We start from the raw sequence: 24686 nt of genomic DNA on the forward strand, positions 1-24686 counted from the left end.
TTTGCGGGAAAACCGACTATCGCAACGGTCTCAAGCGGGAGTCGAGCCGTCTCTGCGGATTGCGGGGATTAAGTTCGGGGGGAGCCTGTTGCAACAGTGTCTTGCGGCCAAGGGGCTGAGCACTGAACACGCCAATACAGTTTTCATACTCGGGGTGCTCAGCAGTCCAACTATTACCGAGCTGAGCACGAATTACAGGTTTGCGCCAGCCGCTGGCCAGCAGTTCTTTGCGGCTGCCGAAGTTGCTCACCACCAGGCCGTGCCGGTGTGTCAGTGCCAATAGGCTGCTGCACCAGCCCTCATCCGCCTCAATGGCCCGGCTCGCTTCACCATCCACATGACCGAACAGATCATCAATGACTAGATCGAAGCCGCCACCCCCCCGACCGGGCAGTTGCGCAGCCGTCAGGTACTCGGCAACAAACTCACGCGCATCGGCATGTATCAACTCCGCGCGAGTCACGCCGAAAAAACGGCGGGCAACGGTGAGATGGTGGCGATCAATGTCTACGCCCACGATCGATTTAGGCGCAACATAGCGTTGCAACAGCCGAATCAAAGCGCCACCACCAACACCAAGGAGCAGCACCCGACGAATTGCCGCAGCCGGAACAAAGAACACCGGCAACAGCAACAATTCCCATAAGGAGCCTTTCAATGGGTCTCGGTCGTTCCATTGGGAATGAAAAACACCGTTACTGTAGAGACGCACACTGGCGCCGTGGGTGCGCACTTCGTAGCGATTGCCGGCGGCCTCCTTGTGCCAGATCAGTGCCATTGGGCGTTCAGCTCACCGGCAGATCGGAATGCTCCAGCAGCACCCGCGCGTAAGCTTCGATACCCTTAAGATCCTCGTCGCCAAACCGGGCCACCGTGGGGCTGTCAATATCCAGCACACCCAGGCATTGCTCGCCATTATACAGGGGCACCACCACTTCTGACGCAGATACCGCATCACAGGCGATATGCCCCGGGAACGCATGTACATCCTCCACCAGCTGTGACTGCCCCGTCGCAACCGCGGTACCACAGACACCCGCCCCCACATCGATATGGGTACAAGCCGGCTTGCCCTGAAACGGCCCCAGCTTGAGCGCATCTCCATGCAGAAAGTAGAACCCGGCCCAATTGATATCCGGCATTTCCATAAACAGCAGCGCACTGGCGTTGGCGGTATTTGCCAGCCAGTCGCGTTCACCGGACAGCAACGCGGCCAGCTGGTCACACAGAGTCTGATAGAAAGGTGTCATGGGTGAATTCCTGAAAAAACAAAACCCGCGAAAGCGGGTATGAGTACAACTGCATTATGGTACAGCGCAATGGTTGCTGAACACATCCCGTCACAGGCAACATCTGACAACGGCAATCAGGGAAACTTACAGGTATGGATCGGCAACGGATTCCCGCCCCTGTGCCTCAAACTCCTCCGCATCCACCGTTGGTTTGCTCCAGTCGGAATCGTCTTCCTCATCGTCGCGACTGCGTATTGCGGGCCCAACGCTGGTAACATCACTCGCCCTCAATCCATTGATCAACTTTCGCGGCGCTTTCTCACTGCCCCCTGACGCACGATCGGAACGTGCAATCTCTCGCTGAAGTACCCGACTGGCAACGGCATTGAGGTTGGGGCGGCGGCGTTCAGCCAGCCTGACGGCTTCCAGCTCACCACTAAGACGATTAATCTCCGCCTGCATATCCCCCATTTGGGCCTGCAGGTCGGTAAGCTGCGACAGCACACCTTTAACTTTTCGGCTCTCTTTTTCATAGAGCACCGCGGCGGTCCCGAAAGCCAGCACAATCACCACCAGTAATGAAAAATTTCGCATTCAAGCCTCCCCTGCTTAATTGCTCGTATACCGGAATTCTTATTGATCTGGAGCCAGAACCCCAAGATCCGCGAAATACTAGCGGAATCCGGTATATCTTCCGCGAACTGGTGCTTAAAAAGCAAGATCAATTCGCGACCACACCGCCCGCCCCATCCTATTCAGCTCTCTACCAGGTCGAGAAACTCCAGACTCGCCTGCTGGCGGATGGTGCGACGGTGATTGGCCCACAGTGCGGCAATTTTCTCCCGGTTGCAGACTTTGCGGTCAACAAACACCCGGGTATGCAACTCACCTACCGGTTTCGGGCTCGGACATTTGCTGAACACGAACTGGTTGGAAATCAGGTCCATAAACGGCCCTGACTTGCTGCTGGGCATAATGAACAGCAGCTGCAGCCCGAGCGTTTCCGTCAGGTAACGAATCACTTCCCGCGAGCGGGATTCATCCATCTTCGAGAACGCCTCGTCCACCAGCACCATTTTCAGGTGACTATGACCATCGTTAAAGCGGAAGGCCGATGTCACCGCCGCGGAGCGGATGATATAGGCCGGCGTTTCCAGCTGCCCGCCGGAACCGGTGCCGTACTGGCTGAGTGCGATGGGTTCTTTGCCTGCAGGCTCCTTGTAAATTTCGTAGTTGCGATAGTTGCGGTAATCACTGATGCGATCCAACTCCCGGCGAGCCACCTGCTCATCTTCACTCAACAGCATATTCAGCAGCTTGTCGCGCACCTGCTGGTGCTTGGGAGAAAGATCCGCGTCGAACAAGCTCTGCTCCTCCCCCAGGTTCGGCAGCTCAATCACAGCCTTGAAGAAACTCCAGTACTCTTTAAACTCCGGTACCCAGCGATAATCGAAGCGAAAACGCTCACGATCGGCACCGAAGCGATGATGCTCCAACTCCAGGTTGAGATCGTCCAGCACCCGCTTACCATCATTGATGGACTGATAAATTGCATGACACAGATGGGTGACAAAGGTGGTATTGAAGGACTTCTTCAGCCCCTGCAGCTGTTCGTGACGATCCACCAGTAGATTGTTTTTCAAGCGGTTACGCAGTGTCGTCACCTGCTCCACCAACTCGCATACCTGCTTGAACTGCGGCTCCCGGTGCCCGCCGGCAAAGTCCGGGTCGAACGATAAAGTATCCCCGGTGCTGCAACTGCTGTTGTAGTCCATCACTGCCTTCAGCAACTGGTGGCTGTATTTCTGCAGCAGCCCCTGCCACTCGACAACATCTTGCGAGAAGTCGAAGCTTTCGCCCGCTTGCGCCGCCTGGTCGTCTGCGCGCTCCAAGGTGGATTCGGCATCAAAATCCGGGTTGATCTGTGCAATGCGCTGCACTGCAGCTTCACTGTCAGACAGCGCCTCGTCCAACTGATCCAGTTGCGCCGACAGTGCTTTCAACTGTTTCTCGATAGTATCGAGGCCAGACTCCAGCTTGCCCGCCTGTTTTTGCAGGTTGGCGCCCTGCTGGCGCTCGGCTTCCAGCTTTTCATACAGGGCGTTCGCCTGCTGTTCCAGCTCTATGCCGTCATCGAGATCCAGATTCGCCAGCGCCTGCTCGGCATTGCGCCAGTGTCGCTGGGCGTCCAGGGCCGCATCGACATGTTCGAGGAGCTTCAGCGGTGTCAGGCTGCGCACCGCTTGCGCCAGCGCACGCAGTTGCTGCTGGTGCTCGTGCATCTGCCCGGCCTCGGCGAGCAACTGATCCATAGTGCGCTGCTGGGCGGCAAGTGCTCGGGCGCGGGCACCCTGTCCAAAAACCAGCTCTCCGTCATCGATGTCGCTGCGCCACATGCTGTAGTTGCCACTGGCCAGCCCTTCGGACGTCAGACCACGGCGGGTTCCGCGCAACTCCTGCGCGTCCCGCACCTGTAATACTGTGCCGTACGACGCCCGCAGGTAGTGCTCCGCGGTCTTGTGGCTGAACGCCATCAAATCAATAATCGATTTCTGCGGCGTATCCATACGCTCCGCATCGCGACGCGCCTTTTCGCCCTGAATCACACGCGCGCGATTGCCACGCCCGGACATCCCGCGCACGATCCGGATGGCCTCGGCCTCGTAATCCGGATCCACGATAATCGAAAATCGTGCACCACCGAGATAGCCTTCCACCGCCATCTGCCAGCGATCGTCCACAACTTCCACAAAATCACAAAGCACCTGTGGTTCTGCCTGCGGGCACTGCTCACGAATAGCCGCCAATGCCAGGTCCACATACTGTGGGTAACGCACACGATTGGACTGCAGGTGATGAATCCGGGATTCCTGCGCATGCAGCTGCTTCTGTAGTTGCTGCACCTTCAGGTCGCCGCGGGAAACCTGCTCATTTAACAAATCCCGCAAAGTCGCGGTGCCGGGCTCGGCATCCGCCAGTTGCTGCGCCAGGCGATTCTGCACCGCTTCCGCTGCAGCGACCTGTTCACGCAGGGACTCCTGTGCAGACAGATCAATCCAGTCTTTGCCCAATAGGCCCTGCAGCTCTGGCAGGTCATCGCTGCGGCCGACCGCCTTGATGGACTTCAACAATCCGCCGTCACTGAACGCCGGAACTTCCAACGCGATCGAGGTACTGTTCAGTAAGGAAAGCAGTTCTCCGGCAGCGGTGCGATTATCTGCGAAGGCCTGTTGCTGCACCGCAAGCGGAGATGCCAGTGAAGAAAGAGTTCTGTTGGCGTCGGCGATCTTTTGATCCAGCTCATCCTTGCTGCGCAGAGCGGAAATTCCCTGGCGCTGCGCCTGAATCGCAACCAACTCTTCACTCAGCTGGCGAACCCGCCCCTCTGACTGCTGGATTTCCTGCGCGGTGCGCTCCAGATCCGCGCGATTGTCTTTCTGCCGGCTTTTGCCTTCCACATAGGTTTTCTGAACCCGCAGTTGCTGATGCTTGGCCTGCAGGTACTCCTGCACCCGCAACTGTAACCACTGCTCACGGTAGAGATCTGCAGATTCTGCAATGCGCTGCAAGGCATCGACCCGGTCGACGATTTCCCGGGCCTCCTGCTCCATACCATGTATGGTTTTCATCAGTTCAGACACCGAGCGGATGGCATCTCCCAGATCGCGCTTCTCCAGTACTTCCTGAGCGACAAAGTCATTGATACTTTTTACCGGCTTGTACGCCATAAAGTTGGCAAACGTGCGCGCCGCGTGCATGGCCTCACGATCCGGCACAGCATCCTTGCGACCGCGCAATGCGCCGTACAAACGGCGCAGATAGGCCTTCTTCTTATCGTACTGCTCAACCTTCTCGAACTGCTTGCTCGCCACGCTGTAGAACTTGTCCAGCGGCAGTAGATGTTTACCGTCTTTGTACTCTTTGATGAAATCGCCGATGGCCAGCTGTGCACCCGGGAGCAGGAAAAACTTCAGACTATCCTGGCGCGCCTGAGCGGGTTTACTGCTGGTATCCAAGTGGGCACGGATCGCCATGATCGCCGTGAAAGGATCGCCGTCTTCGCCATCTGTAGGATAAAAATTGCCGGCAATATAGCAATCGGTGGGCTGCAAGCGGGCATAGCTGCCATCGTCACAGCCGAGTACGTACGACGCGAGAGTGCGCACCTGCTTGCCTCCCCGCCCGCGCTGGGTAGTTTCGTCCTGCCCGGGGTTGAAGGTAAACAGTGTGTCGTGCGCAGCGGTCATCAGGGTCTGAATCGCGTCCGCCGCGGTGGTCTTGCCGGAGCCGTTGCCACCGGAAAACAGGTTGATCGGCCCGAAGTCATACTCGAGCTGGGGAATATTGCCCCAGTTGATCAGGATGAGTTTTTTCAGAAACATACGTTTCGAATGCCCGATATTTACCTGGTGATGTTTTCAAGGTGGATGCGCTTATCCACCCTGCAGTCTGAAAAAAATATAAATTTTCAGTAGGGGGATAAGATAAGCGCAGCGCATCCACCATCTAATCTGATTCCGCAAACAGACTGTGGTCTTCGCTGCTCGGGGTAATTCGCTCTTCTGGTTCGGCTTTTTCAGCCTGGATGTCGGCTGGAGCGTCGACTGGCGACACATTATCGCCCTCACCTGACTCCAGCAACTGTTGTAAAGCGGATTCGCTGACAAACTGGGCAATCGTGGGACGGACTCGCAGCAGCGTCTCCGCAGCAGCTTCACTGTCTTCACCGTTAAACTGAATCAAGCGCAACTGACGGAGTTTCTTCAGCAACTGTTTGCGCTCTGCCAACTTGTCTGGCAAAGACATCTTGAGCAGGTTACGCAACCCGAGTTCCAATGCTTCCAAGGTCAGCGCCACGCAACCATGATCGTCTACCTGCCCTTCTCGCAGAGACTTGTCATACTCCACGCGTAGCACGAGGATCGCAGCCACTTCCTGCTGGGTGAGGCGCGCGCGGAAACCGCCGTGGTGCGGCTCTTCCTGGTCTGCCATACCCGGCACTTCAGCACCCGGTGGGTAAACGCGGATAAACTGGAAGCGGGTGTCGTGTTGTAAACGCAGCCCCAATGGCGCGATCCATTCGCGGATCAGTGATTCACAACGCTGAAAGCGGTCGTACAGCAGGGTTTCCACGTTGCTTTCATCACGACAGATAACCCCGTAATCCAGCAGCCGCACCAACAGCTCGGAGAACTCGCTACGGCTCAGCTTGCATTGCTTGAGCGCTTCTTCCAGCGCGTTGTCGATCAACCCCGTTTCAATCACGTTTTTTCAGCTCGAGAGTAAATTCATCAAATTGTTGGAAATAATCGTTGCTGGCCATTTCGCCAGTAAACGTTACTTCCATAAATGGCTCACTGCCATCCTGGGAAACCGCGGCCGCTTCCAATGCATGGCTCATGGCAAGCAGATCGCGGGCATCCCGCAAAGGCAGATCCCGGCTGCTGACGCGCTCGCCGCTGCCCAGGGTTTCAGAGAGGTACTGCCGCAAATCACTGCTGTTGAAATTGAATGCCTGATCCAGCAGTTGCTGCAACAGAATGTCGCGATGGTTGTCATCACTCATCGGCACATCGTCTTCCACAAAGGTGTTCACCGGCTGGCGACGGCTGCGCTGCCAGAGCTGGGTCTGCTTCGGGTCAAACAAGCGCAGCTGGAACGCGGCCATGTCGGCACCGAGCTGCTCCAACAGATCAGACTTGTTATCCGCCTGCCCGAGGGAGTGACACAGATCGGTAAACGCGCCCCCGGTGTTACTTTGCAGATAGCTGAGCTGGCGGATGATGATCTCGGCGCGCTTGGTAAAGCCCTGCAATGCCTGACGCAGTGCCGGGAGTTTGACTTCACAGGCGCGGCGCATACGGTCCTCGATGGTATCCAGCATCAGCCACAGGATGGACTGACCTTCCGTCATCAATTCTGGCAATTGCTGGCGCAGCCGACGCTCCCAGTCGGCTTTTTTGTCATTGTCCTTGCGGCGGATCTGCGCGATTACCTTGCCGATGGAATCCCGGTGCTTCTCCACACTGTCCGCAGACAGCCGGATTGCCAGGTCCGGCTGAAAGCGGCTTTCCATAAAGGCGAAAAATTCGTCCGTCGCCTGCTGCACCAGAATCTGCGCTTCTACTTCACGCACCAGCTCGCGCTTGCGCTCTTCGAGTTCCGCGACCATATCGGTGAAGTCAGCAACGATACGTTCGGAGTATTCCCACGCATCAATCAGGTCATAGACCTCGCCGCGGCTGGCAAAAGCTTCCAGAGAATTGAGGGTATTGCGGGTATTGCGGTGGCGGGTGCGTACACGGGTGCTGTTCAATTCCACCAGCGGCTGGGTAAACAGGCGGCCGCGGCGGCTGAACGGAAAGGAAACCGTGAGCGAAGCGCTGTCGACCAGTTTTTCCAGCCAGCCGTATTCCACCAGGCTGTTGAGCACCCAGACCGCCTGCTCGCGGGGGCCACGAAAGCGCTTCTCAGATTCAGGGGTATCGCCCGGCTCGCCACCGCTATCCAGCTGCGGCGCACGGGTCAGGGCCTCGGCAAAGATTTCCAGAATCTGCTCGCGGCCCAATGACTCACCGTAATCCGCCTTGGCAGTATACAGACGCTCGTAGAGCAGGCGCAGGCATTCCACAACCTGCTCGCGGTATTTACCGGTGAGCGGGCGGAAAAAATGCTGATAGGAATCTGCAAAAAACAACGGGCAGGCTTCCACGTAACGAACGACTTACTGCTCTTCCGGCTTCTGGTTCAATACGCAGTATTTGGTGTAATCACCCGCGTCGTCGAAGCTCCACTTACCTTTCGGGGTTTCATCCATTTTCTTACACCAGGCCTCAGAACCCACCTTGGGCTCACAGGCGGTGAGCGTCAGAACGGCGATGGAAGCGGTGATCAGGGTCAAAGTCTTTCTCATAATCTTGTCTTCGTCGATTAAATGGTTATGACATGGAAGAAGCACCGGCACCGGTAACCTCTTCAAATTCCCGTTCAATTTACCGGGATCTATTCCCGGCGCCATTTAGTGCCTTCGCGGCTGTCTTCCAGCACGACACCCTTGGCCTTCAGCTCCTCGCGAATTTCATCCGCGCGGGCAAAATTCTTGTCTTTTTTGCTCTGCTGACGCTCGGCGATCAGCGCCTCGATTTCCGACTCACTGATCTCGTCACCGCCGCGGGATTGCTTGAACCAGGATTCCGCATCCAGGTGCAGAATCCCCAGCATGTCTCCGGCGGCCAGCAGCTGACCTTTGAGAGCGGGTTTATCCGCGTCTGCCGCTTTATTCAATTCGCGCGCCAGCTGGTGCAGCTCGCTGATGGCCACCGGCGTGTTCAAGTCGTCCAGCAGCGCCGCCATAAACGGGGAACCGGTGGGATCGGCTTGCTGCGCCTCAACCTGCTGGGTATCCCGCAGGGCGCCGTAGAGCCCATCCAGAGACCGCCAGGCCTGATCCAGCAGATCTGCGCTGAAGTTCAGTTCCGAGCGATAGTGGGCGGAGAGCAGCGCAAAGCGCAGCACTTCACCCGGGTACTGTTTCAGCAGATCGTTGACCATACGGAAGTTGCCCAGGGACTTGGACATCTTTTCGCCGTCAATATTGACGTAGCCGTTGTGCACCCAGTACCGCACAAAATCGCCACCGTTGGCGCAGCAGCTTTGCGCGCGCTCATTTTCATGGTGCGGGAATGTCAGGTCGCGGCCACCACCGTGGATATCGATAGTCTCCCCGAGATGCTTTTTGATCATCGCCGAGCATTCCAGGTGCCAGCCGGGGCGACCACGGCCCCAGGGGCTATCCCAACCGGGCTCGTCATCTGCAGACGGCTTCCACAGCACAAAGTCGCCGGCGTACTTTTTATAGGGCGCCACTTCAACCCGGGCTCCGGCGAGCATATCGTCCAGGGAGCGCTTGGACAGTTTGCCGTAATCGTCCATGGACTGGACCGCAAACAGCACGTGGCCCTCTGCCGCATACGCGTTGCCTTTCTCTACCAGACGCTCGATCATCGCGATCATCTCTGGCAGGTGCTCTGTGGCATAGGGGGTCACATCCGGCTGCAGCGTATTCAACGCGGCCATATCGTCAAAATAGGCCTGAGCATAGCGCGCACTGAGCGCACCGATTTCTTCACCGTTGTCCCGCGCGGCTTTCATGATCTTATCGTCAATATCGGTGATATTGCGCGCGTAGATCACGTCGTCGTACTCACTTTTCAATACGCGATACAGCGTATCGAACACAACTGCCGGACGCGCATTACCGATGTGTACCCGGTTATAAACGGTGGGGCCACACACGTACATACGTACACGGTTTTCCTGCAGCGGGGTAAAAACTTCTTTTTGACCTGAAAAGGTATTGTGGAGTTTGAGAGACATCTCTTCTCGCTGTGCTCTTCTGGATGAGTTGTTCTGAATGAGTTGCTTTGATAGTCAATGGTGGATGCGCTTCGCTTATCCACCCTACGCCTGCAATTCCTGGATCTGCAGGGTGGATAAGCGAAGCGCATCCACCTGCAAGACTTCCGCGAAGAGACAGCGGCTACTTGTTCTGCTCTTTGGCCCAGCTATCGCGAAGCCCGATCGTGCGGTTGAACACGGGCTTCTCTGCGCTACCGTATTTGCTGTCGCGACAGAAATAACCGTTGCGCTCAAACTGATACCCCTTCTCCGGCTGCGCTTCTGCAAGGCCGATTTCCGCTTTACAGCCAGTCAGGATCTTGAGGTTGTCCGGATTCACGGAGTCAAGGAAGTTCTTGTCGCCCACATCGGGGGACTCTTCGTTGAACAGACGATCGTACAGGCGCACTTCACAATCCACATTGTTGTCGGCAGATACCCAGTGAATTACGCCCTTGGGCTTGACGCCGTCGGCCGGGTCTTTACCGCGGGTGTCCAGGTCGACAGAGCACAGGACTTCCACAATCTCACCGGCATCGTCCTTGACTACTTCTTCCGCCTGAATCACATAGGCGTTACGCAGGCGGACTTTCTTGCCCAGCACCAGACGCTTGTACTTCTTGTTGGCTTCCTCGCGGAAGTCTTCCTTTTCGATGTACAGGGTGCGACCAAACGGCAGCTCACGCGCAGGTAGATCGTCCCGTACCGGGTGTCCCGGTGCGGAGAGTATTTCTTCCTGACCTTCCGGATAGTTGGTAAGGGTAACCTTGAGCGGCTCCGTCACACACATGGCTCGCGGCGCATTTTTGTCCAGGTCGTCGCGGATTGCATATTCCAGCATTCCCACATCGACGGTGGAATCGGAACGGGTAACGCCGATCATCTCGCAGAACTGGCGGATCGATGCCGGGGTTACACCGCGGCGACGCAAGCCGGATATGGTTGGCATGCGGGGATCATCCCAGCCGTCCACATAGCCTTCATCCACCAGTTGCTTGAGCTTGCGCTTGGAAACCACGGTGTAATTCAGGTGCAGACGCGCGAATTCGTACTGGCGCGGCTGGGCCGGTACAGGCAGATGCTCGATAAACCAGTCGTACAGTGGTTTGTGATCTTCAAACTCCAGTGTGCATATGGAGTGGGTGACCCCCTCCAGTGCATCGGACTGGCCGTGGGCAAAGTCATAACTCGGGTAGATACACCATTTATCCCCGGTCTGGTGATGCGCCATCTTCTTGATGCGGTAGATGATCGGGTCGCGCAGATTAATGTTCGGTGCGGCCATATCGATCTTGGCGCGCAGGCTGCACGAGCCCTCTTCGAACTCACCCGCCGCCATGCGCGCAAACAGATCCAGATTCTCTTCCGGCGTGCGATTGCGATACGGGCTGTTGATACCTGGCTCTTTCAGGGTTCCGCGGTGCGCGCGCGCCTCTTCCGCCGACAGATCACAGACGTAGGCTTTGCCCTCTTTGATCAAATGGATGGCCCATTGGTGCAACTGGTCGAAGTAGTCCGAGGTGTACTTCACATTGCCAGCCCACTCAAACCCGAGCCAGGACACGTCGCGTTTGATCGCGTCGACGTATTCCTCTTCTTCTTTGGCGGGGTTGGTGTCGTCAAAACGCAGGTTGCACGCCCCACCAAACTCTTTCGCCAGGCCAAAATTCAAACAAATGGACTTGGCGTGGCCGATATGCAGGTAGCCGTTCGGCTCCGGGGGAAAACGGGTAGTCACCTGGGTTACCCGGCCCTCGGCCAGGTCTTCACGAATGATGTTCTGTAAAAAGTGAGCGGGCTTGCTCTCGGATGTCATAGCATTCTCTATATACAGCTGTTCAAACTAAGCGGCGGATTATAACGCAGATGACCGCCGCCGCATGGGTTTTGCCTGGCTTTCGCAAAGCGATTCATTCAGGCGCAGGCTGACCGGTGCGAGCGGTTTGCGCCAGCGTGTGATAAGAGTATCATGCCGCCCCAAACCGACCCGGACAGGACAATTTATGATCACTCTGCATACTACTTACGGCGATATCGTCGTCGAACTCAATTTCGACCAGGCACCGAAGACTGCAGCCAACTTCCTGCAGTATTGCCGCGACGACTTCTATACTGGCACCATTTTCCACCGGGTCATCAACAATTTCATGGTCCAGGGCGGCGGCATGACCCCAAACATGGACCAGAAACCGACCCGCGACGCGATCGAGAACGAAGCCGACAACGGCCTGAAGAACGACACCGGCACCCTGGCCATGGCTCGCACCATGGATCCACACTCTGCGACTGCTCAGTTTTTCATCAACGTCAACGATAACGACTTCCTGAACTTCCGCTCCAAAGACGCCCAGGGCTGGGGCTACTGCGTATTTGGCAAGGTGGTTGAAGGAATGGACGTCGTCAACAAAATCAAAGAAGTACCTACCGGCAGCAACGGCTTCCACCAGGACGTCCCTACCGAAAGCATTGAGATCAACAGCGTCACCATCTCCGACGACTACGCTGATAGATAACTGCGCGGACAGATATTCCCTGGGCTGGGAGGAAAACCCCAGCCCAAAAATCCAGCAATAAGAATACGAGACGAGGCGGATTTGCCAGTGGCCAGTTTTCTCATTTCAGACCTGCACCTGGACGAAACCCGCCCGCACATCACCCGGGCCTTCTATGATTTTCTGGCTGGTCCGGCGGCTGGTGCCGAAGCGCTGTATATTCTTGGCGACTTTTTTGAAGTATGGATCGGGGACGACGATGATGCCCCCCTGCCGCAGGAAGTTGCCCGCCAATTAAAGGCCTTCAGCGATGCCGGCACCCGCCTTTACCTGATGCACGGCAACCGCGACTTTCTCATCGGCGAAGACTACGCTCGCCGCTGCGGTGCCGAGTTACTCTCGGACCCCAGCCTGGTTGAACTCGCCGGCGAGCCGGTGCTGCTGATGCATGGTGACAGCCTGTGCACTCTGGACGAAGAGTACATGGCCTTCCGCCAACAGGCGCGCAACCCGCAGTGGCAACAGGCCCTGCTGGCCAAGCCCCTTGATGAGCGCCGCCAGATTGCAGACCAGATTCGCGCAGTGTCCAAATCCATGAACAGTCGCAAGGCAGAAGACATCATGGACGTGACCCCGGAAGAGGTCATCAACGCACTGCGCGATCACAATACCCGCACCCTGATCCATGGCCATACCCACCGTCCCGCCCGCCACCGACTGGAAGTGGACGGTGAGCCGGCAGAACGTATTGTCCTCGGGGACTGGGGGGAGCTTGGCTGGTGCATCAAGGCCGATGCAAAAGGTCTTGAATTGATCCACTGGCCCACGGCATCCTAGGACCTAGTCCCCACATATACATCTGGACCCAGGGAACAGGGAGCCGAATTTGCCAGACAGTAGCAATCAGCAAAGTGATCAACCACGCAAGAAAGTCCTGATACTCGGTGGCTACGGCACCTTTGGCAGCCGAATCGCACACAGGCTCGCAAATGAACCCGGCCTGCACCTGATCATCGCCGGCCGCGACCGCTTCAAGGCGGAACTCTTTGCCAGCCGCCTGCATGACCATCCCTCTCAAGAGAGTCTGCAACGCGCAAGCGCCGAAGGCATCCAGCTCGACCGGAATTCCGCCGACTTTGCCAACCAGATCAATCGGCTGAATGTTGACCTGCTGATTCATTGCGCCGGACCGTTCTACGGGCAAGACTACGGTGTGGCCGAAGCTTGTATCGCACAAGCCTGTGATTATATAGATATCGCGGAAAGCGCTGCCTTTGTGTGCAACATCGATTCTCTGGACGCCAGCGCCAGAGAGGCGGGGACAACTGTCATCAGTGGCGCAGGCACCCTGCCTGCGCTGAGTTCAGCCGTACTGGCAGCACTCACAGACCAGTTTTCCCGTATCGATGGGGTTTCCGTTCACATCTCGCCGGCACGCCAGATTCGCGACGCCCACGCCACACAACGGTCGGGCTTCGATTTTCTGGGTGATGGCTTCCAGCGAATTGAAAACGGCCAGCAGCAGGACACCTATAGCGGAAATTACCTGCAACGGGTACCGTTCGGACACCCCGTAGGCCCCCGCTGGGTGTGCGACTACGAAGCGCCGGATCAGCGGCTGATCCCACAACATTTCCCCAGTCTGCGCTCGCTGCAGACCACCACTGGCCTGCAGCCCGCGCCGCTGCAGTTCGGGCTCGCCGCCTGCGCAAATATTGCTCACCGCCAGTTCCCCATCCAGCGCGAAGCGCTGCGCAAACAGATGGCCAAAGTCGGCCACTGGCTCGCCGATCACTGGCCAATGCGCAGCGCCAATGGCGGCATGATGATGGAAATAGAGGGTGTTCTTTCCGATCAGGAGAGCGGAAGGCAGGGGGCGGGCGCAGTGCAGTGGCAAATTCTTGGGCTGAATGGTGACGGCCCATGGATACCCGCTGCACCGGCCGCCGCACTGGCGAGAAAATTACTGATTGGAGGGAAGCACTCCGCTGGCGCGAGGCCCTGCTGGCAACAGGTTTCCCTGAACGAGATTCTCGAGGAACTGACCCCTTATTCCGTGGTTTCCATGATGGAGGTCGAGCCACAGGGTTGAGCCCCGAACTTCGCTCTCCGCTACAACTTCCCCCCCGGACATCCAGGCACCAATTGTTGAGCTATAACTAACCACTGCAACGGTCAAAAAAGCGACCGAGAACTGGTTAGTCAACGGCTATTCAACGAAGAGTTCAACACATGTCCGAGCCCTCCCGTCGCCCCCTCGGTATGCTGGCATTGCTTGCCAGCGAAGACACGGCCAAGCCAGATGCCGATGGCGCAGCCACCCGTCGCCTGCAGAGTGCACTTGAACAATTACAGATTCAGGTCGTAGTCGCTGCCTCCGCCGAGGACACCATTACCCTGCTTCGCTCCAACCCGGCGATTCAGTGCCTGCTGCTGAGCTGGGGACTCCCCGGTACCAACGCCACGCGGGGCGCATTGGAAGTCCTGGCGGAACTACGGGCACGTAATGAGCAGCTTCCGGTCTTTATGTTGGCAGACCGGGATTCCGCTGCAGGATTACCGCGCTACGCACTGGAGTTGACCAATGACTTTATCTGGATCCAGGAAGATACCCCGGTATTTATTGGCGGGCGCATTCAGGCGGAAATCGCACGCTATCGCAAAAGCCTCGTGCCACCGATGTTCAAAGCGCTCCTGGAGTTTTCCAACGTGCATGAATACTCCTGGCATACACCTGGGCATGCGGGTGGTACTGCCTTCCTGAAATCCCCCGTCGGGCGCGCGTTCCACGAATTCTACGGCGAGAATATGCTGCGCTCGGACCTGTCCATCTCCGTTGGTGAGCTGGGTTCACTGCTCGATCATACCGGCCCTATTGCAGACGGAGAAAAATACGCAGCCCGTGTATTTGGTGCCGACCGCACTTACTACGTTACCAATGGCTCTTCCACCTCCAATCGTGTCATTCTCATGGCGTCGGTCAGCCGTGGCCAGGTGGCCCTGTGTGACCGCAATTGCCACAAGTCGGTGGAACATGCCATGACAATGTCCGGTGCAGTACCCACATACCTGATCCCGGTACGCAATCACTATGGCATTATCGGCCCGATTCCCCCTGCGCGCCTGACTCGAGCTGCGGTAAAGGAGGCCATTGACCAGAATCCACTTACCGCCGGCTGTGAAGACAAGACACCGGTCCATGCCGTCATCACCAACTCCACCTACGATGGACTTTGCTACAACGTACGCAAGGTGGAAGCACTGCTTGGAGAATCGGTAGACCGGCTGCACTTCGATGAGGCCTGGTACGCCTATGCCCGGTTCAACCCCCTGTATCGCGATCGCTTCGCGATGTATGACCAGGAGCGCGAAGACACGCCCGGTCCAACAAAGTTTGCAACCCATTCCACCCACAAACTGCTGGCGGCACTCTCCCAGGCATCCATGATCCATATCCGCGACGGTCGCCGCCCGATTGAGCACGGCCGGTTCAACGAAGCATTTATGATGCATGCGTCCACCTCGCCCCTGTATTCCATCATGGCGTCCAATGACGTCAGCGCAGCAATGATGGCGGGGCCCGGAGGAGAAACCCTGACCGGCGAATCCATTGCCGAAGCCGTCGCCTTCCGCCAGACGATGGCGCGCTTGCACAGCGAATACATCGCCGATGGCGAATGGTTCTTCAACGGTTGGCAACCCGACAAAATCACCGACACAGAAACCGGCAGAACCTATGCCTTCCACGAAGCGCCCCCCGAACAATTATGTAACGATCCGGAAGCCTGGATTTTAAGACCGGGCGACCACTGGCATGGCTTTGCAGAGCTGGAAGACCACTACTGCATGCTCGACCCGATAAAAGTATCCGTGGTCACACCCGGTGTAGAGAACGATGGCGCGCTCGCCAAACACGGAATACCGGCGAGTATTGTGAGCAGCTATCTCGATAACCTGGGCATTGTGGTGGAGAAAACCACGGACTTCACCATTCTTTTCCTGTTTTCGCTGGGTATCACCAAAGGGAAATGGGGAACCCTCATCAATGCCCTGCTGGCATTCAAGCGCGACTACGATCACAACCGGCCGCTGGTGGAATGTATTCCGTCCCTTACCAATGAACATCCCGGCTACCGCGAGATGGGGCTCAAAGACCTGGCCGTCAAAATGTTTGCCAGTATGAAAGCACTGCGCACCACCACACATCTGGCGCAGGGCTTTTCCACCCTCCCCCATGCGGACTGCACACCGGTACAGGCGTATGAGGCACTGGTACGCAACGAGGTGGAAATGCTGCCACTTTCTCAACTTGCCGGCCGTACTGCCGCCACCGGCGTAGTGCCCTACCCGCCCGGCATTCCGCTACTGATGCCAGGAGAAAACTTCGGTGATGCCGAAGGAGCAGTACTGGGTTACTTAAAAGCCCTCGAAGCCTATGACCGGGAATTTCCCGGTTTCGGCCACGATAACCACGGCGTGGAAGTGCGTGATGGCGAGTACCGCATTTACGCCTTGAAATAAATCGCCGGTGGGATAACAGGACGGAGAATGGCAATGGCCAGCGAAACCGCTGAAGAGAACAAGATAGGCCTTTTTCCGGCGACCATGATGGTGGCCGGCAACATGATGGGGTCCGGGGTATTCATGTTGCCGGCAAACCTGGCCGCCGTAGGTAGCATCTCTCTGATCGGGTGGCTGATTACCGTCGCCGGCGCTGTGGCGCTTGCGCTGGTGTTTTCGCGACTGGCTGCCCTTTACCCGGCCGCCGGCGGGCCCTACGCCTACGCCCGCAAAGCATTCGGCGACTATATGGGCTACCAGACCAACCTGGTTTACTGGCTTGCCAACGTGGTGGGCAACGTAGCGCTGGCAACCGCCGGTCTGGGTTACCTCATGCACTTTTTCCCCGCGCTACAGCACCCCCTCGTATTCGCAATGGCACAGATCGCGGTCATCTGGATGCTGACTTACGCCAATATTCTGGGCCCGAAGACCGTAGGGCAGATCCAGTCCATGACCACCGGGCTGGTACTGATTCCGATTCTGGGGACAGCCATACTGGGCTGGTTCTGGTTTGACAGCCAGACCTTTACCGCCGGGTGGAACGTATCCGGCAAAGGCTCTGCCAGCGCCGTCATGGCAACACTGACCTTCACGCTCTGGGCGTTCATCGGTGTCGAGACCGCATCGGTATCTGCAGGTGTGGTGAAAAACCCGACCCGCAATGTGCCTATCGCGACGGTTAGCGGCGTACTGGTGGCCTCCGTCGCTTACGTCCTCAGCTCTACTGCGATCATGGGCATGATCCCGAATAAAGAACTGATCACCTCGTCCGCACCGTTTGCCGATGCCGCACGCATCGCGCTCGGCAGTACGGCGGCCAATATCGTGGCTATCTGTGCGGCCATCGGCTGTATCGGTTCACTCGGAGGGTGGACGCTACTGGTGGGTCAGTCGGCAAAAGCCGCCGCCGATGATGGCCTGTTTCCCGCTCTGTTTTCCAAAACAAACCAGAAAGGCGTACCCAGCCTGGGGCTCGCACTGGTCGCCGTCCTGATGTCCCTGCAGGTACTTGCAACCATGTCGCCCACGGCCAGTGAACAGTTCGGCAAAATTGCGTCCATCGCCGTGATTATGACACTACTACCTTACATCTACTCGGCAGTAGCACTGAAGGTGTTGAGCTACGGCAAAATGCCTCCCAGACAGTACGGCATTTCAACCATCGTGCTTTTAATCGCCGCGATCTACTGCATGGTGGCTCTGGTCGGATCGGATGGTGCACAAACCCGTTGGTCCCTTATTTTTGTGGTCTTCACTATCGTTTTCTATGCCCTCGCACTCAACCATAAACGGGCTGTACAGGAAGAGCACAAACTACCCGGGGGGCCCTCGCCGGGTTGGGTGCGCTTTGTCACGCTCAGTGTCACCATCGCCGCCCTGGCACTCACATTCTGGTTATCAGTGGGGCAAATCAAAGACCTGAAAATACACCACCGTGAGCCACCACCGGTCGATCGGCCGACTTTGGATGATTAAACGAAATTTCGGACAATCAAAAAAGGGGAGCATCTCTGCTCCCCTTTCACCTGTCCAGATTAGGCTGCACCGGTGGGCAACGCACTCACGTCACCACCGACATCCACCTCATTCAGCGCTTTTTCTGCAGCCTGCAGAGCTTCGCTGCGGTCCCTGTAGGTGGCATCGGCCGGAATACGACCATTCAGTCCCTTGAGTACGCCTTCAACCTCCTCGTTCATCCCGGCGAGAAAGAGCTGCTTGCCGCTGTCTTTGGCGTCCGTTGCGATAGTCTCCACAGCCATGGCCGCCGACAGATCCAATACCGGCATCGCGGAAAAATCCAGAATCAGCACCTTGGATCCCTGAGCGCTATGCTCACGAACATGGTGGCCGAGATCCGCCGCAGCGCCAAAGCTCAGCGGGCCGCTGAACTCAAACAGGGCTATGCTATCGCGGTTGCGCTCCAGAATGGCCTTATCATCCTCACTGTCCAGATGTTCCGGCAGGTTGCGCAGACGCTCGATCTGCAGGCTTGCCACCTGCTTTACGTACGCCAGAGCCGCCAGAACAACACCAGCGCCAACTGCAGTGATCAGGTCGACAAACACGGTCATACCCAGCACCAGCACCATCAGTGCTAAATCCCAGCGGGGACCCTGGTGGGCGCGCTTGAGATACTTCCAATCGATGATGTCGAGGCCGACTTTTACCAGAATGCCCGCCAACACCGCCTGCGGAATATTTTCTGCCAACGGACCCAGACCGAGCGCGACCGCCAGCAGAACTAGCGCGTGGGTCATACCGGAGATCCGGGTCTGGCCGCCAGAGCGCACATTGACCACGGTACGCATGGTTGCGCCAGCACCGGCGATACCGCCAATAAAGCCGGCTGCGGTGTTACCAATGCCCTGACCAATCAGTTCTTTGTTGCTGTGGTGACGGGTGCGGGTCATGTTATCGGCAACCAGGGAGGTCAGCAGACTATCCAGCGCGCCAAGAACGGCGAGAATGATGGCCGCTTCCACCACCAGGAACATGTTTTCGCCACCAAACACTGGCATCTGCAGCTCCGGCAGCCCCGTGGGGATCGAGCCCAGGATAGGCACATCCAGCGCAAAGAAAGCGAGTACTGTACCGGCAATCAAGGCCGCGAGAGGTCCAGGCAGGTAGCGACCCCATTTCGCTGGCCACAGATAGACCATTGCCAGGGTACCGAGACCGAGAACGAGGTTGGCTGGATGAATTGCCGACAGCGCTTCAGGCACATTGCCCAGCGCGCCCAGGGTGCCACTTGGGGAATCGTGCCCCAAGAGAGGGTTCAGCTGCAGGATGATGATGATCACGCCAATACCGGTCATGAAACCGGAAATCACCGGATACGGAACCAGGCGGATATAGTGCCCGACACCGAGTACCCCCATGAGCACCTGAAATACACCGGCAAGAATCACCGCGGTAAAGATGAGGCTGGCATCACCGGAGAGGCTGGCAAACAGCCCCGCCAGTACCACCACCATGGGGCCAGTAGGACCCGAGATCTGGGGGCCGGTACCGCCGAACAGCGCCGCAAAGAAACCCACGGCGATTGCGCCATACATACCCGCCATGGGACCGAGGCCAGAGGCCACACCCAGCGCGAGCGCGAGCGGCAGAGCGACAACACCGGCAGTAATACCGCCGGTGATATCGCCCCGCAAATTGGTTAAATCAAACTTCATCACCACACCACCCTTAGGCTTTATTATCGCAAGCAGCCGCCGCCGCTTCTGCGGCAGCAAGTTGCTCACCAAAAATGGTGCGATAGCGTTCACTCATCGCGGTAAACTCGCGGGTGGCCTCGTCGAAGCACAGCACTTCACCGGTGCCGATGTTATACACCCAGCCGTGAAGCTGAATGCTGCCGTTGGCGATACCACTGGCTACCGAGGGGTGCGTGCGCACGTGTTGCAGTTGCTGCACCACGTTTTCCCGGGTCACTTCATCGAGATGATCTTTGCACAGCTCACCGCCGTGGCGGCCGCGTACAACTTCAGTGGCTGCCCGACAGTGGCCCAGCCACTCCTTGACGTGTGGCAGGGTATCCAGGTTCTCCGGTGCAATGGCGCCTTTCATTGCACCACAGTCGGTGTGCCCGCAGATCACAATGTGGGAGACGCCCAGTGCCGCAACCGCGAATTCGATAGAAGCGGTGATGCCGCCGGTGTGACTGCTGTGCGGAGGTACCACATTGCCCGCGTTGCGACAGATAAACAGGTCGCCGGGTTCAGTCTGGGTTACCAGGTTGGGGTCAATACGCGAGTCTGCGCAGGTGATAAACAATACTTCTGGGCTCTGACCGTCCGCCAGTTCGGAAAACTTCGCTTTTTTCTCAGGAAAAACTTCATTCTGAAATTTCGCCACGCCATTGATCACGTGTTCCATGAATCACTCCTTAGTGCTAACGGATGGTGGTGCTACTGGATAGCGGCGCTAATGTTTAGGCAAGCTAATAAACAGGCACTACCTGTGAATTCATTATTTTTTGATAGTTCAATAACAATAAATACCATTTGCTGATAACCTGACATAATCATAGCCGCTTAGCGACAGAGGTTTTCACCGTGCAGAATTCGCCGACAATCAAGCAGTTACAGTACTTCGTCGCCATCGCGGACCGCACCAGCTATCGTCGTGCGGCTGAAGAGTTGGGCGTCAGCCAGCCCGCCCTGACCACCCAGATAAGCGCCCTGGAAGCAAACCTCGAAGTCACCCTGTTCGAGCGCTCCCGCGCCGGCACCCTGCTCACTCCGGAGGGGGGGGAATTGCTGCAAAAGGCGCGAACGGTCCTGCTTTCCATGCAGGAACTTCGCCAAACAGCCGACATGATTGCCCAGGGCCACCAAACCACGTACAAGCTGGGTGTGCCGCCGACACTGGGGCCCTATCTGCTGCCCAACGTCCTGCCGGGGCTCCACGCCCGCTACCATGCAATGAAGCTCTACGTGCGCGAAGCACCTCCGCGCCTGTTGCAGCGACAGCTGTCCGAGGGGTTGTACGACCTGGCCATCATGCCGATGCCTATTGAGGCCAACGACTTGACCGTCGAGCCCCTGTTCGTAGAGCCACTCAAATTCGTGGTACCCGCCGACCACCCCCTCGCCGGCAAGAAAAAGGTACACCCGGTGGACTTGCGGGGGGAAAAAGTGCTGACACTGGAAGAGCAGCACCATTTCCACCACCAGGTGCACGATATCTGCCGCAAGCTGGGCGCCACCCTGCAACGGGACTACGAGGGCACCAGCCTGGATACACTAAGGCAGATGGTGGTCATGGGGCTCGGCGTGGCCTTTCTGCCTGGCCTCTACGTGCATTCGGAAATGCACAACCCGGAAGCGTTAAAGGTGAGCGAGCTGAAATCCATGCCAATCCGCCGTCAACATGGTCTGGTCTGGCGAGCCAGCGCGCCCGGACGATTCTTCTACCGGGAGCTCGCCGCACTCCTGCGCGAAATCATTCAGGAACGGCTGGGGGATGTGGTGACCGTCCAGATGACGTAACCTGAGCCTGATAGCAAATATTCGGTATGCGTGATCAGCCCATACCGCCCCACCACCAACACACATGGAGTCTTATGGATCTGGAACACAGAGTGGACATCAAACAGGCATTACGCGTGTTCGAAATAATCACCCGCAAGGGCGAGAAAACCGAAGAGGGATGGCGCTATCGCGGACTGACAGCGAGCACAGACTTTGACGGCTACACGGTATTTCTGCGTACAGCCAGCGTGGAATTGACCATCTTCTTCCACAACAAGTTTACCGTGGATTGCCGCAATGCCATGGAGCTGGAAGAGTTTATCGGCCTGCTGGAAAAGGTTGAGCGCAGCGATAGTCGCTAGTGGTCCATGCGGAAAACTCGGTAACCGATCACTTCGCCACAGGCTCCAGGGCGACGCTTATGCCTGCCCCGGCACACCGCTGTGAAAGCGGAACTCCTTATCCCCCTCTTCCACCAGCCTTTGCTCCACCTCCAGCAATGCCTGCACCCGAGGAGCAATATCCTCTTCGGTCGCGTTCTGGGCGAGCGTCAGGTAATCGCGAAAATGTCGCGCTTCGGATTTCAGTAATGAGTAGTAAAACTTCTGCAGCTCATCATCCAGATGCGGCGCGATACGCGCAAATCGCTCGCAGGAGCGGGCCTCAATGATCGCGCCGCAAATCAGTGTATCGACCAGACGTCCGGGCTCTGCACCGCGCACTTCCTTACGCAACCCCGCCGCATAGCGCGAAGCGCTGATGTGGGGGTAAGCAATACCTCGCTTCTTCATGATCGCGATCACCTGCTCGAAATGCCGCAACTCCTCTCTCGCCAGCCGTGACATCTTGTTCAGCAGATCAAAGTTGTCCAGATAACGGAACATCAGGTTCAACGCCGTGCCCGCCGCCTTCTTCTCGCAATTGGCGTGATCCACCAACATCATTTCAGGCTCCGCCAGCGCGGCCTCAATCCAGGCATCCGGCGTTTGGCAGAGCAGGAATTCGTGAATCGCAGAGAGATCGGGTACTTCGTTGGACATGGCTAAGGGGACTGCTGATACGGCTTTCGCCACCCCGCGAATGCAGAGAGACGGTGATGACGCGCAGTATACCCTCTCCCCCGGCTCCTGGATAACCTTTGTGGATCTGGCACGATCTTTCTGGTTGGTGGAAATAACTCCCATTTGATAACGACTTATTAAGTGGATAATATTTAAGGTAGCAGCTGACCAGCCCATGCGGGTTACGGACCCCCTCAAGCGCTCACTGACAACCGCCTCGACACCAGGGTAATCAAGCAGGTCTCATCAATGGCAACCACTCTCGACAGCAAGCAGTCCGCCGAGCTGCAGAAACTGATTCGTCAACTCCCTGGCGTTGCTGCGACCATGCACGCGCGCGCCGCAGAATTGCGCGAGGCGCTGGACAACCTGCAACAGAGCACCCGCACTTGGGATAGCTATCTTCTGGAGCCTGCCTTTGCGCACGAAGCTGCCCTGGCACTGGAACAATCCTTCGAGTCGCCTCACAGCCTGTCAGGTGCGCTCTTTGCGCTATTGGACTACGGTGAGGGAACTGCGGGCGTCGACGCACGGCAGACACTGCAAATCCCCGGCCTGCTGGCAGTGCCGGATAGCATTATTGAGCGCGCATCCGCGTTGAACATCGCAAAAGCGGCCTTTCAGGAACTGACCAGCGCGTTTAAAGCCTGCCTCGAGGACCGCCCTGCCCTGGAACGGGACAGTCAGCTACGCGACGCCCTGGCAGATGCCGGCTACCCACGCACCCACCTTCGTCAAAGCTACCGCCAGATCCTGCTCTGCAGAGAAAAGCCGGATGCCATCGCCCTGAGCTGGATTAAAGCGCGCAAGTCCATTCGCAAAGTGACGCCGGATTGGTGCGAAAAGAAATTGGTGCAACTGGACCCACTCGGCGAAGACACCGGCATCCAGTACCAGCGGCAGCTACTGGCGGGCCTGCACCAGAGCCAGCATCACCTGCTGCGCCAGATTCAAGTACAGAGCCGCCCGAACCTGCAGGTCGCGGAAATTTTTTATGGGGATAGGGATGGAAGTGGCGCGCAGGAAGATCACTACCGTCAGGTGGGCTACTCTGCCATGCCAGTGCTCGTCAACAGCGACAAGACTGGCCGCCTGCCGGAGTTTACCCGTGTAGAGCACCAACCCTCTAGAAGCCGCAGAAGGCAGCGACGGGATCTGAAAATCACACCGGAACCGTTCCTGCCGGCACTCAGGGTGCATTTACACACTGGTAAATAATCTTTCGAAAGCGGCGTTTATCGCCAGCACCATTCAGACTGACTGCAATCCTGGCGCCACAAAGCGCTGATAGTACGCTTGCGACAAAGCATAGAAATCTTCATCAATACGGCGGCGGACTTCGACCAGTGGGACACTGCTTGCTTCCGCAGTGGCAACGAGCCCGTACTCACTGAGATCGCGAATCTGGCTCGCACCGGCGCGCAACAGCTCAAATACCCAGCAGTACGGACTCTGATCTTCATTAAATCGAATCTGCTGATGTTTAAGCTGCGCCAGCAACAAATGCTGGTCTACAATCTCGAGCTGACTTCGCACGGCATTTGCAAGATAACCGTCACGGCGCTCTGCGATAATACGCCGCTGTTCTTCTGTATACGCATTCCAGTCAATGACCTCGTGGGCAAAGCGTTTACATCCCCGACAGACATTGTCCCCGATACCCGTGGAGCAGACACCAATGCAGGGAGTGCGCACCTTCTTATAAATTGCCATGCCGTGGGAACACCTCATGAAACGTCATCGACTTGCAACCTCCAGCTCGCCCGACGGCGACAACGGAAATCCGGTCGAAATTCAGTGTGAAATGAAGCCGCAGAGAATAGCATTTTTGAATGGGACAGACTCACATTCACAGAATCGATTTAGGGGCATCACACCCATCAAAAAATGCGATTAATTCTCACTTGCAGGCAGTCAACGCTCAGCCCTTTATTCATTTCATGAATGACCAAAATTTGCGTAAGT

21 protein-coding genes are annotated in these 24686 nt (G+C 57.2%); 8 read left to right on the plus strand and 13 right to left on the minus strand.

Translation table 11 applies throughout. The annotated features are described in order from the left end of the window. Nucleotides 1-16: 16 nt before the first annotated feature. From LPW13_RS08160 to LPW13_RS08200, 9 genes are all read right to left on the minus strand, one after another. Complete coding sequence (locus LPW13_RS08160; protein ID WP_230438937.1) at nt 17-778, minus strand: O-methyltransferase; 762 nt, start codon at nt 776-778, stop codon at nt 17-19. Nucleotides 779-785: 7 nt separating this feature from the next. After that, complete coding sequence (locus tag LPW13_RS08165; RefSeq protein ID WP_230438938.1) at nt 786-1250, minus strand: GAF domain-containing protein; 465 nt, start codon at nt 1248-1250, stop codon at nt 786-788. Nucleotides 1251-1376: 126 nt separating this feature from the next. Further along, complete coding sequence (locus LPW13_RS08170; protein ID WP_230438939.1) at nt 1377-1826, minus strand: hypothetical protein; 450 nt, start codon at nt 1824-1826, stop codon at nt 1377-1379. Between the two features lie 161 nt (nt 1827-1987). Then, nucleotides 1988-5614, minus strand: a complete 3627-nt coding sequence (locus LPW13_RS08175; RefSeq protein WP_230438940.1) for an ATP-binding protein — start codon at nt 5612-5614, stop codon at nt 1988-1990. A gap of 124 nt (nt 5615-5738) precedes the next feature. After that, complete coding sequence (locus LPW13_RS08180) at nt 5739-6497, minus strand: DUF4194 domain-containing protein (RefSeq protein ID WP_230438941.1); 759 nt, start codon at nt 6495-6497, stop codon at nt 5739-5741. Continuing rightward, nucleotides 6490-7929 carry a Wadjet anti-phage system protein JetA family protein gene (locus LPW13_RS08185; RefSeq protein ID WP_230438942.1) on the minus strand — a complete coding sequence of 480 codons (1440 nt, stop codon included), beginning with the start codon at nt 7927-7929 and terminating at the stop codon, nt 6490-6492. Before LPW13_RS08185 ends, LPW13_RS08180 begins: the two co-directional genes overlap by 8 nt. A gap of 27 nt (nt 7930-7956) precedes the next feature. After that, the gene (locus tag LPW13_RS08190) at nt 7957-8145 is read right to left on the minus strand and encodes a DUF3012 domain-containing protein (protein ID WP_230438943.1); all 189 of its coding nucleotides are present in this window, start codon (nt 8143-8145) and stop codon (nt 7957-7959) included. An 89-nt stretch (nt 8146-8234) separates the two neighbouring features. After that, nucleotides 8235-9608, minus strand: coding sequence for a cysteine--tRNA ligase (gene cysS / locus LPW13_RS08195; RefSeq protein ID WP_230438944.1), 1374 nt, complete (start codon nt 9606-9608; stop codon nt 8235-8237). Nucleotides 9609-9771: 163 nt separating this feature from the next. Next, complete coding sequence (locus tag LPW13_RS08200) at nt 9772-11445, minus strand: glutamine--tRNA ligase/YqeY domain fusion protein (RefSeq protein WP_230438945.1); 1674 nt, start codon at nt 11443-11445, stop codon at nt 9772-9774. A gap of 187 nt (nt 11446-11632) precedes the next feature. Here LPW13_RS08200 and LPW13_RS08205 point away from each other — a divergent pair, with 187 nt between their 5' ends. From LPW13_RS08205 to adiC, 5 genes are all read left to right on the plus strand, one after another. Further along, a complete protein-coding gene (locus LPW13_RS08205; protein ID WP_230438946.1) occupies nt 11633-12142 on the plus strand; it encodes a peptidylprolyl isomerase in 510 nt (169 codons plus the stop codon). 87 nt (nt 12143-12229) lie between these two features. Continuing rightward, entirely contained in the window at nt 12230-12958 is a 729-nt protein-coding gene (locus tag LPW13_RS08210) for a UDP-2,3-diacylglucosamine diphosphatase (RefSeq protein ID WP_230438947.1), read from the plus strand. Nucleotides 12959-13007: 49 nt separating this feature from the next. Continuing rightward, the gene (locus LPW13_RS08215; protein WP_230438948.1) at nt 13008-14213 is read left to right on the plus strand and encodes a saccharopine dehydrogenase family protein; all 1206 of its coding nucleotides are present in this window, start codon (nt 13008-13010) and stop codon (nt 14211-14213) included. Between the two features lie 140 nt (nt 14214-14353). Further along, on the plus strand, nt 14354-16642 hold the full coding sequence (locus LPW13_RS08220) for an Orn/Lys/Arg family decarboxylase (RefSeq protein ID WP_230438949.1): 2289 nt from the start codon (nt 14354-14356) through the stop codon (nt 16640-16642). A gap of 33 nt (nt 16643-16675) precedes the next feature. Next, entirely contained in the window at nt 16676-18160 is a 1485-nt protein-coding gene (adiC, locus tag LPW13_RS08225; RefSeq protein WP_230438950.1) for an arginine/agmatine antiporter, read from the plus strand. 59 nt (nt 18161-18219) lie between these two features. Here adiC and LPW13_RS08230 read toward each other — a convergent pair whose 3' ends face one another. Both LPW13_RS08230 and LPW13_RS08235 read right to left on the minus strand, forming a co-directional pair. After that, nucleotides 18220-19860: a SulP family inorganic anion transporter gene (locus LPW13_RS08230; RefSeq protein ID WP_230438951.1), complete on the minus strand. Its 1641-nt coding sequence runs from the start codon at nt 19858-19860 to the stop codon at nt 18220-18222. 13 nt (nt 19861-19873) lie between these two features. After that, nucleotides 19874-20563: a carbonic anhydrase gene (locus tag LPW13_RS08235; RefSeq protein ID WP_230438952.1), complete on the minus strand. Its 690-nt coding sequence runs from the start codon at nt 20561-20563 to the stop codon at nt 19874-19876. A 179-nt stretch (nt 20564-20742) separates the two neighbouring features. Here LPW13_RS08235 and LPW13_RS08240 point away from each other — a divergent pair, with 179 nt between their 5' ends. Together LPW13_RS08240 and LPW13_RS08245 are read left to right on the plus strand one after the other, a co-directional pair. Continuing rightward, a complete protein-coding gene (locus LPW13_RS08240) occupies nt 20743-21678 on the plus strand; it encodes a hydrogen peroxide-inducible genes activator (RefSeq protein ID WP_230438953.1) in 936 nt (311 codons plus the stop codon). Between the two features lie 74 nt (nt 21679-21752). Then, on the plus strand, nt 21753-22022 hold the full coding sequence (locus LPW13_RS08245) for a DUF3081 family protein (RefSeq protein ID WP_230438954.1): 270 nt from the start codon (nt 21753-21755) through the stop codon (nt 22020-22022). 57 nt (nt 22023-22079) lie between these two features. Here the strand turns inward: LPW13_RS08245 and miaE are convergent, their stop codons facing one another. Beyond that, nucleotides 22080-22700, minus strand: a complete 621-nt coding sequence (gene miaE, locus LPW13_RS08250) for a tRNA-(ms[2]io[6]A)-hydroxylase (RefSeq protein WP_230438955.1) — start codon at nt 22698-22700, stop codon at nt 22080-22082. Between the two features lie 270 nt (nt 22701-22970). Between miaE and LPW13_RS08255 the strand changes: the two genes are divergently transcribed. Beyond that, on the plus strand, nt 22971-23939 hold the full coding sequence (locus LPW13_RS08255) for a hypothetical protein (RefSeq protein WP_230438956.1): 969 nt from the start codon (nt 22971-22973) through the stop codon (nt 23937-23939). Between the two features lie 33 nt (nt 23940-23972). On the opposite strand, the gene LPW13_RS08260 is transcribed toward LPW13_RS08255, so the two are convergent. Further along, nucleotides 23973-24434 (minus strand): DUF1289 domain-containing protein, encoded by a 462-nt coding sequence (locus LPW13_RS08260; protein ID WP_230438957.1) that lies wholly within the window; start codon nt 24432-24434, stop codon nt 23973-23975. Between the last annotated feature and the right edge of the window lie 252 nt (nt 24435-24686).

Origin of the sequence: Microbulbifer celer, assembly GCF_020991125.1 — a bacterium.
Taxonomy (GTDB): Bacteria; Pseudomonadota; Gammaproteobacteria; order Pseudomonadales; family Cellvibrionaceae; genus Microbulbifer; species Microbulbifer celer.